The 15,280-nt window shown below is 59.9% G+C and carries 12 protein-coding genes and 1 pseudogene; 4 read left to right on the top strand and 9 right to left on the bottom strand.

Translation table 11 applies throughout. The features are described from left to right. Positions 1-166: 166 nt before the first annotated feature. The 3 genes from KR100_RS06885 to recR form a co-directional block, all read right to left on the bottom strand. A complete protein-coding gene (locus KR100_RS06885; protein WP_038544312.1) occupies positions 167-1,321 on the bottom strand; it encodes a calcium-binding protein in 1,155 nt (384 codons plus the stop codon). A gap of 129 nt (positions 1,322-1,450) precedes the next feature. Beyond that, positions 1,451-3,745 carry a vanadium-dependent haloperoxidase gene (locus KR100_RS14415; RefSeq protein ID WP_051847361.1) on the bottom strand — a complete coding sequence of 765 codons (2,295 nt, stop codon included), beginning with the start codon at positions 3,743-3,745 and terminating at the stop codon, positions 1,451-1,453. A gap of 241 nt (positions 3,746-3,986) precedes the next feature. Then, positions 3,987-4,565: a recombination mediator RecR gene (gene recR / locus KR100_RS06870; RefSeq protein WP_038548192.1), complete on the bottom strand. Its 579-nt coding sequence runs from the start codon at positions 4,563-4,565 to the stop codon at positions 3,987-3,989. A 79-nt stretch (positions 4,566-4,644) separates the two neighbouring features. On the opposite strand from recR, the gene psbP reads away from it, so the two are divergent. Then, a complete protein-coding gene (psbP, locus tag KR100_RS06865) occupies positions 4,645-5,199 on the top strand; it encodes a photosystem II reaction center PsbP (protein WP_369793832.1) in 555 nt (184 codons plus the stop codon). Positions 5,200-5,411: 212 nt separating this feature from the next. Beyond that, a pseudogene (locus KR100_RS14410) lies at positions 5,412-7,201 on the top strand (S8 family peptidase). A gap of 24 nt (positions 7,202-7,225) precedes the next feature. On the opposite strand, the gene KR100_RS06855 reads toward KR100_RS14410, so the two are convergent. From KR100_RS06855 to KR100_RS06845, 3 genes are all read right to left on the bottom strand, one after another. Further along, positions 7,226-8,185 carry an LCP family protein gene (locus tag KR100_RS06855; protein WP_038544308.1) on the bottom strand — a complete coding sequence of 320 codons (960 nt, stop codon included), beginning with the start codon at positions 8,183-8,185 and terminating at the stop codon, positions 7,226-7,228. A 17-nt stretch (positions 8,186-8,202) separates the two neighbouring features. Next, positions 8,203-10,302: a cation:proton antiporter gene (locus KR100_RS06850; RefSeq protein WP_038548189.1), complete on the bottom strand. Its 2,100-nt coding sequence runs from the start codon at positions 10,300-10,302 to the stop codon at positions 8,203-8,205. Positions 10,303-10,371: 69 nt separating this feature from the next. Continuing rightward, positions 10,372-12,171, bottom strand: a complete 1,800-nt coding sequence (locus KR100_RS06845; RefSeq protein ID WP_038544306.1) for an ABC transporter ATP-binding protein — start codon at positions 12,169-12,171, stop codon at positions 10,372-10,374. Between the two features lie 57 nt (positions 12,172-12,228). Between KR100_RS06845 and KR100_RS06840 the strand changes: the two genes are divergently transcribed. Beyond that, positions 12,229-12,423, top strand: a complete 195-nt coding sequence (locus KR100_RS06840; protein WP_038544304.1) for a hypothetical protein — start codon at positions 12,229-12,231, stop codon at positions 12,421-12,423. A 7-nt stretch (positions 12,424-12,430) separates the two neighbouring features. Here KR100_RS06840 and KR100_RS06835 read toward each other — a convergent pair whose 3' ends face one another. After that, on the bottom strand, positions 12,431-12,718 hold the full coding sequence (locus tag KR100_RS06835; protein ID WP_038544302.1) for an RNA-binding protein: 288 nt from the start codon (positions 12,716-12,718) through the stop codon (positions 12,431-12,433). Between the two features lie 200 nt (positions 12,719-12,918). Here KR100_RS06835 and KR100_RS06830 point away from each other — a divergent pair, with 200 nt between their 5' ends. Continuing rightward, positions 12,919-13,107, top strand: a complete 189-nt coding sequence (locus KR100_RS06830; RefSeq protein WP_038544300.1) for a hypothetical protein — start codon at positions 12,919-12,921, stop codon at positions 13,105-13,107. Positions 13,108-13,116: 9 nt separating this feature from the next. Here KR100_RS06830 and KR100_RS06825 read toward each other — a convergent pair whose 3' ends face one another. Then, the gene (locus KR100_RS06825; protein WP_038544298.1) at positions 13,117-13,368 is read right to left on the bottom strand and encodes a hypothetical protein; all 252 of its coding nucleotides are present in this window, start codon (positions 13,366-13,368) and stop codon (positions 13,117-13,119) included. Further along, positions 13,368-15,179 carry a DEAD/DEAH box helicase gene (locus KR100_RS06820; RefSeq protein ID WP_038544296.1) on the bottom strand — a complete coding sequence of 604 codons (1,812 nt, stop codon included), beginning with the start codon at positions 15,177-15,179 and terminating at the stop codon, positions 13,368-13,370. Before KR100_RS06820 ends, KR100_RS06825 begins: the two co-directional genes overlap by 1 nt. Positions 15,180-15,280: the final 101 nt, after the last annotated feature.

Here is a 15,280-nt window from a genome sequence, read left to right as displayed (position 1 = left end):
ATGAAGGGCCGGCTCAGACAGTGCACCCGATAAGGATTTGCAGGTTCATTGGTACCAGTGTTTCGCTCCACTGTTTAGCTCCACTTTTTCGCTTAACTGTTTTGCTTCAACACAAACAAACCCACGCCGATTTCTCACCAGCGCGGGTTCGTTCGAACAACGGGTTTCAGACCAGGGCGATCTGCTCGGCGGTGAGTTCCGGAGCACCTTTGATCGCGGCAAGTAGGCCTCCTTCACCAAAGCCGCTCTCCTCTCCATTCTCGTTGTAGTAGAGGCCGCCCCGGGGCTGGTAGTAGATGAAATCGCAATCGCCACTGTTACGGAGCTGCTGGAAGTCGCGGCGGCTCTCAGCAACACTGACGACGCCATCCCCTTCAAAGGCAGCGCTGTCTAGCAGGATGCGATCGCCTTGCTCGCTGTCGAAGTCGCTGATCACATCCGCCTGACGCCGACCACAGCCGCCTTCAGCTTCGTTAAACAGGAAGTTGTCGGCGCCGGCACGTCCCGACAGGCGATCACGACCGCGTCCAGCGGCAATCAGATCATCATCACCCGTGCCATTGACAAGTTCGCGTCCACGCACACGCACGCCGCTGATGACATCGTCGAGGGGAACATCAGCACGAGCAACCTCAAACGTATCCGTGAGTTCAGTACCGCTCTCATCAACAAGGTTGCCATCCATAATGCTCTGATCGATCACAGATTCAGAGGCATCGTCCACACTGTTTTCAGACGGTTCACTGACGATTTCGGGCTCTGGATTCACCACTGAAGGTGTACTTCCGCCGGTTTCGCTGTCTTCTGATCGATCACAACCTCCGCCCAGACCACGGCGCCCACCACGCCCTCCACGACGGCGACCACCTCCTCGAAAACCGCCACGACGCGGCTCAAAGCTGAAGTCTCCGGATGGCTCCTCCAGCACAAAATCGCCCTCGTCTGAGAGATCGACGGCCATCAGTTCGCCTGGGGTTGAATCAACCACATCCACTGGCCCAGATAGCATCTCACTGATCGAACCGAAATAGGTTTCGAACAGCTCCTGCACCTGAGCCAGGGTGAGGGTGTCGGTGACAGAGGCGAGATCAGACACGCCTGATTCATCAATCTCAGCAACCACATCAGCAAGATCATCAGCATCAATCTCAGCGACTTCGTCAGTCACTTCAGTGATCACCTCAGCGATGTCTTCGGTGGTGGATGGAATGGTGTCGACCACCTCTGCGATATCAGCAAGTGATGGAAGATTGTCAGTGACAGCAGCTGCGCTGCTATCTGAATCGATGGCATCAGACAGCAGATCGGAAAATGTCGACATGGGATTAACTGGGGTAACGACGGACTTGAACCGCCGGGCCCCACAAGACTCACAGCACCCCGCCTTCAGCACATCCTGAGATTGACGGGGGTGCTGCGAGGTACCGACAAATGTAGGAACGCTGCTAAATCACATCATCAGGGCTGAATCGGGCACCAAAAGTTCATCGGGAGCAGCAGAATCTGAGTCATTCAATGCATCGAATTCAGCAGCAATCTCTGATTCAAGAGGTTCGACCGGAGAGGCCAGATCCATCGCCTCTGCAGGCTGAGCATTGCGGCGTTGATTGCGACGTTCGCGTCGTTCACTTCGTCTGGGACGCCTGGGACGACGGGGGCTGGGCAACGTTGTTCCGTCCTCCGCCGTGAACAGGGCTTCCGTTGCGCTCCACACCTGAGCCGCCACCTGCTGCCCCATCTCGCGGGCGCGAAGGTCGCCATCCTGGATATGGATACCGCCGTACAGCCTGGAGCGACCGGCCTCGGCGGCGGCATCCCAGACCGTGCCCCACTGCAGGGTGATCGGATCGCCGTCATAGGCCTCAAAGGCGAGCTCATCGGTGGTGTAGCGGCCGATCAGATCGGGCTCACCGTCGCCATCGAGGTCCTGAACGCCGGTGCTGACGCCGTCATAGAGCACATCACTGCCGGTGAAGGCCTCCAGAACCGTGGCGGCGGCATAGGAAAAACCGGAATGGCCGGAGGTGTATTCCGGAAACGCCGGCGTTACGAAGGTGACGTCCTGATAGGGCTGCCAGCTGCTGCCCGGAATCAGCTGGGTGCCCTGGTTGGGACCACCCCAGGCTTCGATCTCCTGGTCCTCGAAGAGATAGCGGATCGCCGTCTGCGGACGCACGAAATCATGGCTGTACTTGGCATCCCAGATGGCGATTCCCGTGTCGAACAGGGCGTTGTTGAGGGCAAAGAAGAATTTGGCGTCCTGGCCGAGATCGTGCTCCTCCCGCAAGGCAATGTCGTGGGCGAATTCATTCCAGTGCCCGGGCGGCGTGCTGCTCTTTGGGCCATCGGCCCAGTACTCGGCGATCACCTTCTGCTGCGGCGTCAGCGCTGCACTCAGCTCCGCCACCTCCGTGAACTGCTGGCGGTAGGCCGCATCGTTCGTAGTCACCACACCGTTGGCGTCGGTGTAGGGGCTGAAATCGCCGAACATGGGAGGGGCCACGGGGCGGAACGCCGCACCGCTGTCGATGGCAAACGGGGTGACACCACCCCAGTGGGGCGTCAACGGCGACTGAATGTCGTAGCTGGATGGGTCGTCGGTGGCGATGGGTGTGCCGTTGTCATCGACGGCACGGCCATTGGGCACCTTCAACGGGGTCCAGTAATTGGGATCGAGATCCTCGGCGTCCGGCGCATTCCGGGCCTGGTAACCTGTGGTGTCGGCGTAGCCGCCTGAAGCGTTTGCACCGTCATTGGCGCGGGAACGCAACACGGCACGGCTGACGCGGGCCCCCAGACGGGCCGCAGGGTGCTGGGCATCATCGAGGCCGAGATCCCTCAGCAGCTGATCAAAGCTGTCGCGGTGATTCGGAAACAGTTCCGACAGGGTGTTGTGGGCCGCCATGCTGACGGCCCTCTCCAGCTTCATGCGCTCCGCAGATCGCCGACCGAGTTGACGCGTCTGGCGGGGGTTGAAGTAAGCACCTGCCGCGTCTGCATCAAACGCTGCCCAGGCGTCGTACATCGCTGCATGGGCCAGATGCAGCGAACGCGTGATCACCGTCGGGACCGGTTTGTCCTCCCGGATGGCCTGCAAGGCCAGTTCGTTCCACTTCACCACCAACGTTGATCCGTGACTGGCCCCCTCACTGGGCTCCTGAGTCGGTTCAGGGATCAGCTCGTCATCGACATTCGTGAGCTCCTCATCAACAACCGGAAGTTCCTCATCAACATCCGGGAGCTCGTCACTAACGTCCGGAAGCTCCTCATCAACATCCGGGAGCTCGTCACTAACGTCCGGAAGCTCCTCATCCACATCCGGAAGCTCGTCATCAACGTCCGGGATCTCCTCGTCAACATCCGGGAGTTCCTCCTCAACAACCGGAAGCTCCTGATCCACATCCTGAAGCTCGTCATCAACGTCCGGGATCTCCTCGTCAACATCCGGGAGCTCCTCATCAACATCCGGAATCAGCCCAGACACATGTTGGATCGACGTCTCAACGTCTGGAATCAACGCTTCCACATCTGCGACAAAACCTTTTACATCTCCAAAAACTTCATCAACCTCCGGAATCAGCTCCGCAACCTCCGGAATCGCCTCATCGAGGGTCGGAAGGACCGTCTCGCTCTCGCGCGTCAAGGCTTGCTCATCGACGGCCAGCACTTCAGGCACTTGCCCTGGCTTTGTCTCTGAGATGACCTGTTCTGGAGCGATCTGCTCAGCAGCGGCCTGAGCGAGCAACGCCTGCTCTTTAAGCCATAACAGCTTTGGCCTTGGCTTGGGTCGCCTTGCACCTCCCCGACGGGGCTTACGACCAAAACGGGGCCTACGGCTTGAGAATGACAGCGCGAAGGGCATCCATTCGGTGAATTCCCTAGAAGTCTGAATCGACCCCCAGCGATTTCACACCGTCATCTGTCGGGTTTCTCAGGGAGCTCTCAGACATGTCTCAGCGGCTGCTCAAACAATCCCTCAGTCAGGCTCAATCAACGGGTCGGCGTCCTTCCAAAGCACGACTCAAGGTGACCTCATCGGCGTATTCCAGTTCACTGCCCATCGGCAGGCCGTAGGCAATGCGGCTCACTTCACAAAAGGGTTTGATCAACCGGGCCAGGTAGAGGCTGGTGGTGTCTCCCTCCACACTCGGCGTGAGCGCCAGGATCACCTCCGTGATCGCCTCTGAATCCAGCCGTTTCACCAGGGAGGTGATGTGCAGCAACTCAGGGCCCACACCATCCATCGGTGAAATCAAGCCACCGAGAACGTGATAACTGCCCTGAAATTCACGGGTACGCTCCATCGCCAGAAGATCGCGAGACTCCGCCACCACACAGATCAGACCGTTGCTGCGTTCGGGGTTGCGACAGATCTCACAGAGCGGATCAGCGGATAGGTGAAAACAGCGTTGGCACTGGCCCACCTGGCTGCGGGCCGCCAACAACGCATCGGCAAATTGCTGGATCTGCTCCTCCGGTTGATTGAGCAGATGCAATGCCAGACGCTGGGCGGTGCGAGGGCCAATGCCTGGCAGACGTTCGAACTGATCGATCAGCCGGGCCAACGGTCTGGTGAAGCCGCTCAGGAGTCTGCCGCCGATGGGTCGAACTCTAGGCAGAATGCTGCGATTCACTCTGAGGTTGATGCAGCCGTTCCGATCACTTGTCCGCCTGCTCTCCTGCCTGGCCCTGGTGGTCGTTCTGGGAGCCTGTGCAGCCGGACCGACCGCAGGCCTGCAGTCGTACCAGAGCCCCGACGGTCGATTTGCCTTCCTCTACCCGACCGGTTGGACCCAGGTGCAGGTAAGCAATGGCCCCCGGGTGGTGTTCCACGACCTGATCCACAGCGATGAAACCGTGAGCCTGATGGTGAACAAGGTCGATGAGCAGAACGATCTCAGCGCCCTCGGCAGTGCTGTGGCTGTGGGTGAGCGGCTGCGCCGGGAAGTGATTGCCACCGTTGGCAGCGGCCGTACCGCTGAACTGATTGAAGCCGGTGAACGGGAGATGAACGGCCATACCTTCTATGACCTCGAATACGCCGTGCACCTTCCCGATCGCGACCGCCACGAACTGGCGACGGTTGTGGTGGATCGCGGCCGGCTCTACACCCTCGCCACCAGCGTCAATGAAGATCGCTGGGAGAAAGTACAGGACCTCTGCGGACGGGTTGTCCGCTCGCTGAATCTGTTGATCTGAATTGTTGGATCGCCGTTGGCATGCATCGTTGTTCTCAACTTTGGTCTACCAATACATCGTTTGATCAACTCCGCTGAAATCGAAAGCAAGACGCAGGAAACCTGGAAAAGTAAGAGGGAGAATCTTCCATTTCAAGATGGTTGAAGCGTTCTCCGCAAATTAAAGAGCAGCCATATCGCATTTTTTGAAAAACAACTATCGATGAATAATCAATGAGCAAATCACTCTTTGAGACAACCATTCAAAAATCAAACGGTGACTCAGGCCCCGCCGAATGGGATGCGATCGAGCGATTTGGAAGCACAGAACTTTTAAACAACACTAAAAAAGCATTCATCGAATTCGGCAGATCAGACACAAGCTTTCTCACCGACAGCAAGGGAAAAAAATTAACCATCAAACAAGTAGCATATACCTGCATTGCTGCAGACCAGAATCAAAAAGAAAACAAGCTCGCCTTGAGGCATAAAAACGATAAAAAGATACAAATCTGGGATTTCGACAAGTCGTTGCAATTAATCAAGAAAAACAAGCCTTTCAAGACATCATCCAAACAACTGGCCGAATACGAGGCGTTCTTCTCACAAAGCCTTCTTCCACAGTCCTCACTGATTGAAACTGAACCCATCGATGAAGACACGGGTTTTTCCTGGGCGGCCAATGAACCTCTTTGCAAACACCAACATGGATTATTCAACAGAGGCACTTACAAAGGCGCCAAAGAAGGAGCCGATATCGGTGCCGATGATTACTTCAAAACCATCTCAGAGCCGCTTCAGTACATCAGTCAAGATGCAGGTGGCCGTGGAACAATTGCCGTGATTGACACGGGCGTGAACCTCACCCACGAAGATCTCAAAGACACCATCAAACTGAATGGAGCCGAAAGCATCAATGGACTTGACGATGATGGAAATGGATTGATTGATGACTTGATGGGTTATGACTTTGTGAACGACGACAATGATCCCAACGACGACAATGGCCATGGCAGCCATGTTGCAGGTATCGCCGCTGCCAAAGCCAACGAAGTCGGGCTGCTGGGTGTGAATCCCGAAGCAAGAGTTTTAGCGATCAAGGTGATGGATCAACACGGCAATGGCAACACAAGTGATGTCATTCGAGGTGTTGACTATGCCGTGAGTCGCAATGCCAAAGTTATCAATCTCAGTTTAGCAACAAATTACAATGATCCATCTCTGCAGCTCGCCATGGAGATCGCAGATAGCAAAGGTTTCATCCAGGTTGTTGCAGCAGGAAACGAAGGTAAAAATATCGATCAAGAACCTGTTTATCCAGCCTCATACGATTTAGAAGGCATTATCTCTGTTGGGGCGTCAGACATTGATGACAGCATTGCTCCTTCTCGAATCGAGGAGCTCAATCCGTCGACGTGTTAGCTCCAGGTAGCAGCATCTTCAGCAGCTGGATTGGAGACGTCTCGAGCGTTCTCAGTTCCAACGGCACCTCCATGGCCGCACCGTTTGTCCCTGGAGCAATCACCTCATTCTGGAGTCGCAATCCCAATCTCACAGCTCCGCAGGTCAAACAGAAACTCCTCAGCACGGTGGACAACTTAGGGGTTCAAGACCAAATCCTCAGTGGCGGACGCATGAACATGGCCGCTTTACAGGCTTCTGCCAACACCAAAACAGCATCAATCGCCTCTGATCAAACGTCGGCACCGACAAGCCCATTAAAGGAGGTTGATTTAGATGATGAACTGAGTGAGATCACCGACGAAGTGATCCTATTTTTAAAAGGACGCAAATCAGCGAGAATACGCGCAGCAAGAAAGCTGATCAGTTTTGTCAGCTCAGATACAGGTCTCTTCGATGTTGTTGACGACGTCGATGTATTGACAGCCCTACGTTCAAGGATTGCGATTGTTGATTTTCAAGACCTGCTGCAGAGCGACAGGAAAGTGGCGCTAATCAAAGAACTATTCGACAGGGATTTGGTCAGCGGCTTCCAATTTGACCAGCCCATCAATCTCGTGTGAAAACAGACATCGCAATCAAGTCGCTCAAAACAAAAATTGCGAGCGGCGGCTGCTCGCTTCACTGGCTTCCACGCCGCTGCTGTCTTTCGCTGGCCATTCCGTATCGAGATAGCTCACACCGCCACGGCTGAACGGGGTTGCCTTCAACCGCTTCGTGTCCAGATCAGTGCTACCGATCGCTGTGACCAATCCGCCCAGCTCAACCGGCCCAAGATCGGTCTGCAGTTCGTTGCCGGCCGCTGCAATCAAGGCCGGTAGCCGGATCAGATTCTGCGGCTGCTTGATCCGTTCAAACAACGCCTTCAACGCCAGTTGCTGGCGTTCCAGCCGGCCGAAATCGCCGCGGCCGTCGTTGCGCCAGCGCAGGAAGCCCTCCAGCTCCTTGCCTTTCAGAAGTTGCTTGCCCGGCTGCAGATCGATCACCAATCCCTGGCTGCGGTCGACGTAATACAGCCGCTTGGGCACATCCACCTCGATGCCACCCACCAGATCAGCCAGGGTGCTGATCGCATCCAGTTTCACCACGATGTGGTGGCGGATCGGTCGATCCATCAGCCGCGTGAGTTCCCGCTCCACCGCCTCCGGTCCACCAGCGGCCAGCAGGCCATTGATCTTCATCGCCCCGAAGCCGTCGGCATTCACGTAACTGTCCCTAGGGATCTGGGTGATCACGGTGCGACCACCCTCCACCCGCAGCGTGAAGATCGTGTCGGTGTTGCTGCCGGAGGCATCACGGCCGAGCACGACCACGTCCTGAACCCCGAAGCCAGCCCAGCTTCCAAACGGATTGCTCAACGTCTGCGGTGCTGCCGGGGTCTGATCGCCCTGCAGGCTGCGGGTCTGCGGTGCTGCCGGGGTCTGATCGCCCTGCAGGCTGCGGGTCAGCGGCACCGAAAGCATCAGGCCACCGGCAAGTCCTACAACCGCAGCGATCCATACCGCCCGATCCCGGGGAGGCTGAGCAGGGGAGGACGGCGTGGCCATGGCTCACCTAAGCACGCTTAAACCAACGGATCGCTGATCACCATCGCGGCGCAGGGCAACTGGCTGATCAATTTGCTCGTGCGATCACTGCCGGGAATCGGCAGGCCGGCCACCCGCCGCCGCTGGGTGCGCAGGATCACCAGATCATGTTCCCGGCTGAGGCGATGGATCGAGCCATCGATGCCCGGTCCGCGCACGATCACCATGTGGAAGCGCTCAGCCGGAATGGCTGCCGGTCGCCAACGGATGAGCTGATCTTCCATCCACTGACGGTCCTGACGGCTGAAGCGCGGATCATGCACATGCAGCAGGGTAATCCGGGTGCGTTGGTCCTGCGGGGCACTGTTGAGCACCCGCAAGGCCAGCTCAAACTGCTCCCGGGCACTGGCGGAGAGATCCTTGATCGGCACCAGAATCCGGTTGAGTCCCGCATCGCGCTGGCGGCCAAGATCCACCACCACCACCGGGCAATGGGCGGTGCGGCAGACCCCATCCACCACATCCCCCAGCAGCCAGGCCCGCAGCTGATCGGGGCGTCCGGCACCGATCAACAGCAGATCCGCCGCCTGCTCCAGTGCCGTGCGGCTCATGCCACCGGCGATGTCCTCATCCAGCCGCAACAGGGTGCGGGTGGGAACCTGCAGGGCATGGCCGATCTGCTCGGCCTGGCTGAGGCGACTGCGGGCTGAGGCCACCGCCCGGTTCAGACCACCGCGCACCTCCTCCAGGCTCGGGTTCACCATCGCCAGCGGCAGCAGCAGGCCTTCGCCCCCCGCCGATCCCCCGACCAGGCGGGAGGCGATGCTCAACAGCCCCTGCTCATTGCCCGGGTTGGCGACCGGCACCACGATGCGCAGCGGCCGCTGCACCACCTCGCTGATGCCATCGATCTGTTCCTGTTCCTCACCGAAGCTCACGGGCACCATCCCCTGCTGCGACTCGGTGAGCCGGGTCACGGAGCGTTCGGTGAGGATCGGCCCCAGCGTCGCCGTCACCACCATCACCGCCAGGACGGCATTCAGCACCATCTGGTTGAGCAGGCCCGCCTGGAAACCGATGAAGGCGGTGGCCAGGGTTGCCGCCACCTTCGGCATGGTGAGCGACCACATCATCAGAATCTGCGGCCGCCGGTAGCCGAACAGTGCGCCGCTGATCCAGGAGGCCAGGCCCTTGCCGCCGATCGCCCCCAACAGCATCAGGGCGGTGAACTGAAACTTCGAGAGGCTCCGGCCGAGGCTGCCCACATCCAGCAGCAGGCCGAGATCAATAAAGAAGATCGGGATGAACAGCACACCCCCAACAAAGATCACCTGCTCCTTCACCCGGCCCTCAGGCAGCACCGAATTCACCGCCAGCCCCGCCAGGAAGGCACCCACGATCTTTTCCACCCCCGCCAGTTCCGCTCCCAAGGACGCCAGGAACAGGGCCACCAGCACCGCCAGCACCATGCGGTTCTCGTCGTTGATACCGCGCATCACCAGCCGCTTGCCCAGCCAGCGGATGCCCACCACCACCACCACAGCGAAAAGGGCGATCTTGAGCAGCAACCAGGTGATGCCGAAACCGCTGAGATCGCCTTTGCCAAGGCCCAGACCCACCGCCAGGAGCAGCAGGGCGACGATGTCGGTGAAGATCGTGCTGCCCACGCTCACCACCACCGATTCATCCTTCTGGGCGCCGTAACTGCGCACGATCGGATACCCCAGCGGCGTGTGGGTGGCCATCAGGGCACCCAGCAACAGGCACGAAACGGAGGCAAACCCCGCCATCCAGCCGATGCTGACGCCGGTGGCCACACCGATCACCAGGATCAGCAGGCCATAGATCAGGGAGCGGCGTTTGACCCGGTTGAACTCCTCCAGGTCGATCTCCAGCCCCATCGTGAACAGCAGATAAACGGCCCCCAGATCAGAGAGCAGCCGCACCGTTTCGCTGTCGGTTTCAACCCACTGCAACGCATGGGGACCGATCAGCACCCCCGCCAGCAGCAGGCCCACCAGATCCGGCAGACCGATCCGGCGAACCAGGGGCGGCACTGCCGCACTGATCCCCACCAGCAGGGCGAACACCCCCAGCGGGTGGTGGGTGAGATCGTTCAGAGAGGCCTCCATCGCCATGGCTGGATGGCACTGCCGCTCGAACAGCACCCAGCATGCTCGGGCGAGCCATGGCGGACAACGCCTTGTTCAGGAAGCGAAAGAGCGCTCTCCCGCCTGCACCTGCCAGAGATTCGTGTAAACGCCATTGAGCCGTAACAGCTCATCGTGGCGGCCCTGCTCGACGATCCGGCCCCGTTCCATCACGACAATCCGATCGGCATGGCGCACCGTGCTCAGGCGATGGGCGATCACCAGGGTGGTGCGGTCACGGGTAATCCGTTCCAGTGATCGCTGAATCGCCGCCTCCGTGTCGTTGTCCACCGCTGCCGTGGCCTCATCGAGCACCAGGATCGGGGCGTCTTTGAGGATCGCTCGCGCCAGGGCGATGCGCTGACGCTGGCCGCCGGAGAGGCGCTGGCCTCGCTCACCCACCAAGGTGTCGTAGCGCTCGGGAAGGTCCTCGATGAAGCCGGCAGCCTCCGCCAGCTGCGCAGCCCGTTCAAGTGCAGCCTGATCGCTGGAATCGCTGCCGTAGGCGATGTTCTCCGCCACCGTGCCATGGAAGAGATACACGTCCTGACTCACCAAAGCGATGGCCCGCCGCAGCTGCTGGAGCTGCAGGGCTTCGATCGGTCGGTCATCCAGCAGAATCCAGCCGCCGTCGCGCTCATACAGGCGCAACAGCAGCTTCACCACGGTGCTCTTTCCGGATCCGGTCGAGCCCACGATGCCGATGGTGCTGCTGGCCGGGATCACCAGGTCAAACCCCTGCAGCAACGCTGGACGGCCCTCATAGGCGAAGTCCACCGCTTCAAAACGCAGCTCCCCGCGAACCATCCTCCGATCAAGCATCTGCGGGCCGCCCTTGATGCCGATCGGTGTGTCGATCAGGTCCAGCACACGCCGGGTGGAGGCCATTGAACGCTGGTATTCATCGAGGGTTCGGCCTAGAGCCGTCAGCGGCCAGAGCAGGCGCTGGGTGATGAACACCAGCACGCTGTAGGTGCTCACCTCCAGCTGACCGGAGAGGGTTCGAAAGCCGCCGATCAGCAGGATCGCCATGAAGGCGAACAGGATCGCGAAGCGGATCAGGGGAATGAACGCGGCCGAGAGCTTGATCGCCCGGGCATTGCTCTCCAGATAGGCCTGGCTTTCTCCCGTCAGTCGCTCCAGTTCCAGGGCTTCAGCGGTGAAGCTCTTGATCGTGAGCATGCCGCCGAGGTTGTTGGCCAGGCGGGACGCCAGATCACCGGCCCGGGCACGCACCTCGCGGTAGCGCGGGGCCAGGCGGTTCTGAAAACGCAGCGAGCCCCAGAGGATCACGGGGATCGGCAGATAGGCGAACAAGGCCACCTCCGGCGCCACCACGGCCATGCCGATGCCAACCACCAGAACCGTTGTGATCAGCTGCAGGATCTGATTGGCACCCCGATCGAGGAAGCGCTCAAGCTGATTGATGTCGTCATTGAGCACCGCCATCAGGCGGCCGCTGCTGTCCTGCTCAAAGAACGCCAGCTCGAGCTGCTGCAGATGGTCGTAAGCCTCGAGACGCAACCGGTGCTGGGTGGTCTGGGCCAGGTTGCGCCAGAGCACGTCGTAGAGATATTCGAACAGCGATTCGGCAGCCCAGATCAGAAAGGTGAGCAGCGCCAGCAACCAGAGCTGATGAAACGGGCTTGAGATTCCGAAGCTCGCCAGGATCGAATCCCGTTTGCGCACCACCACATCGACGGCAAGGCCGATCAGCAGCGGCGGGGCGAGATCGAAGAGCTTGTTCAGCAGCGAGCAGCAGACTGCCGCGGCCACCAGCCGTCGCTGGGGAGCCAGATGGGTCAGCAGACGCCGCAGGGGCGGTCGTTCTGAAACGTTGCTGAAGCTTGATGTCATCTTTGTTTCTGCCGCATCAGCAGCAGTAGAACAACAACACAACCGAAAGGAGGTGCAATGAGCCGTTCAAGGTCGTTCAACCGCTTTCACCGTTACCTGGCCCGGCAGAAGCGCCGTGGGCTCAGGGCTGCGCTGCCACGATTCAGGGAGGAACTGGAGGTGATCGGCGCTCCGGTCAACCACAGCCGCAACATCCTGAGGCGACTGTGGGGACGAGAAGACCTGCTGGAGCTTCAGGACAGCGAGGCCTGAGCGTTATTCAGTTGCGGTAACCGCCGCCACCACCCCGGGGGCCGCCGGAGCGCTCGCGGGGGGTGGCTTTGCTGACGCGAATCATGCGGCCCATCCACTCCACATCCTGGAGGTCGTCGATCGCTTTCTGTTCGTCCTCAGCACTGACCATTTCCACGAAGGCGAAACCGCGTTTGCGGCCGGTTTCACGGTCGAGCGGCAGGCTGCAGTTCTTGACCTCGCCGTACTCGCTGAACAGATCGAACAGGTGCTCCTGTTCCGCCTGGAACGAGAGATTGCCGATGTAGATGGTCATGAACGTGGAGCTTTGGATGCGCTCAGTCGCGTGGGCCGGTTCCGGGTGATGGGAAACGAGCCGATGGGACGGATCTGTGCACAGTGACGTTACAGGGCGGACCCACGTTTCAACACAAAAATCGGAAGGGAAACAGAAGGTCCGGACCGTTTTCGCCGAGTTCGTCTCATTGTCAGCAAATTCTGACGCGAGAGGGATCCATGAATTCGCTCCATCTGCAGGCTCTGCACTGGGCCAACGACGGTGATCTGATCGCGAGCGACCGCTTCACGCTGCTCAACACCCTTGTGCAGCAGAGCCTTCCGGAGGTGCAACTGGAACTGATCCGATGCATGGAGTGCATGGTCAGCGAGGAAGCCTCCCTGACCAATCAGGTCAGCAGCAGCTGACCTGACCCATCACATCGGGAACTTCTTCACCGCTTCCTGTTTGCAGATGTCCTTGGCCGAATCGATTCCCGATCCGTTTTCCACCTGCTGGATGAAGCAGCGACAGGTGTAATCACCCATGCCCTCTGGAGGCGTCTTGCCGGCATCAGCCATGGCGGAATCGAAGGCAGCCATGCACATGGTGCGAATCAGCTGGTGATTGCCCGCTGACTGGGCTGGTGGAATCGCCAGCACCAGCAGCATCGGCAGAACAAGACCCATCAACTGGCCTGACTGATCTGGAGCTCACGGTTCATCACCCGCAAGCGCCGCAGGTTGTTGAAAACATCCTCAGGCATCCCTTTCGGCAGATCGACGAGGCTGTGATTGTCGAAGATCTGGATGCGGCCGATCATGCGCCCCTGCAGGCCCGTCTCTCCGGCGATCGCTCCGACGAGATTGCCGGGCTTCACCCGATCGCGGTGGCCAACCTCCACCCGATACCTCTGCATGTGATCCTCCGGCGGACGGCTGGGACGATCCGAACGACGTCGATCGCGATCGCCACGCTCCCCCCGCTCACGGCGGCGCAGGCCACCGGCCATGGCCTGCTGAATCCACTCCTCATCCCCCTGGCAAAGCAGCGGCGCCGGACCGATGGCCAGCCCGAGGGCTGCCAGAGCCAGCTGGTCGGGCGTCATCTCCAGCTCGGTGCCGATGCGCTGGATCAGCTCCTTCAACAGCGCGGTTTCCTCCTCGCTGGGACGGCCATTGCGGGCCGCTTCGCTGAGACGCAGGCGCAGGCGATCGAGGCGTCCCTGGTTGATCGCCGCATTTCCCGGGATCTCCATCGGCTCGATCGGCTGACCGGTGGCCCGTTCGAGGTTGCTGATGAAGCGTCGCTCCCGGGGGGAGACGAACAGCACCGCTTCCCCGGTCCGGCCTGCCCGTCCCGTCCGGCCGATGCGGTGCACGTAGGCCTCGCTGTCGAACGGCATGTCGTAGTTGATCACCAGTCCGATGCGATCGACATCAAGGCCGCGTGCCGCCACATCCGTGGCCACGAGGATGTCGACGGTGCCGCCGCGCAGGCGCTCCACCGTTCGTTCGCGCTGGGACTGGGGCACATCACCATTGAGCACCGCCACCTGATGGCCGGCCACCTCCAGGGCCTCGGCCACCGTGAGGGTGATCGCCTTGGTGCGGGCAAAGATGATCACACCTTCGCTGCCGCAGGCATCGAGCACACGGCGGAGGCTTTCGAGCTTGTGGCTCATCGGCACCGTGATCGAGCGCTGCCGGATCCGTTTGCCTTCCTGATCCTTGGTGCGGATCGTCACCTCCGCAGGGTCCTTCAGGTAACGCTTCGACAACCGCCGGATCTCGGGCGGCATCGTCGCGGAGAACAGCACCACCTGCCGCTCCTCGGGCAACTGCTCGAGAATCCACTCGACGTCGTCGATGAAGCCCATCCGCAGCATCTCGTCGGCTTCATCGAGCACAAGACTGCGCAGACCGCTGGTGTCGAGCGTTCCCTGACGCATGTGATCCATCACCCGACCGGGTGTCCCCACCACGACATCGACGCCCCGGCGCAGGGCCTGGATCTGGGAGCGGAAATCGGAACCGCCGTACACCGCGAGAACCTTGAGCTGGGGATGGCCTGCGGCATAGGCCTTGAATGAGTCGGCCACCTGCATCGCCAGTTCGCGGGTGGGTGCCAACACCAGGGCCTGGGGCCGTTTGGAGCCCTCCTGGAGCCGCTCCAGCAGGGGCAGGGCAAAGGCCGCCGTCTTGCCGGTGCCGGTCTGGGCCTGACCGACCAGATCCCGGCCCAGCATCAGCTCGGGAAAGGCTGCCCGCTGGATCGGGGACGGTTCGCTGTAGCCCTTGGCGGCAAGGGTGTCGAGCAAGGCTTGACTGAACCCAAAGCCATCAAATCCGGATGACGCTGCCTCTGCAGTTGAAGACGGTTCACTGTCAGTGGATGCAACCACTGATGTAAGTGAATCATCGGCCTGCTTCTCAGGTATCACCGGAGAGGTCTGGTCAACGGCGCACACGTTCTGCCCGTGAGGGTTCTGTGCAGTCATGGTGGTAGGCCCTGGCCTGATTAATCCTTGAAATCAGGCTCACAACCGCCCTGTGATCACCGATCACGTCCTGGTTGTGTTGCCTACGCTTCAAAGGTAGA

It is taken from the genome of Synechococcus sp. KORDI-100, from assembly GCF_000737535.1.
Taxonomy (GTDB): Bacteria; Cyanobacteriota; Cyanobacteriia; order PCC-6307; family Cyanobiaceae; genus Parasynechococcus.
Note: the sequence above shows the minus strand (reverse complement) of the source record. Positions and strands in the feature narration are given on the sequence as shown.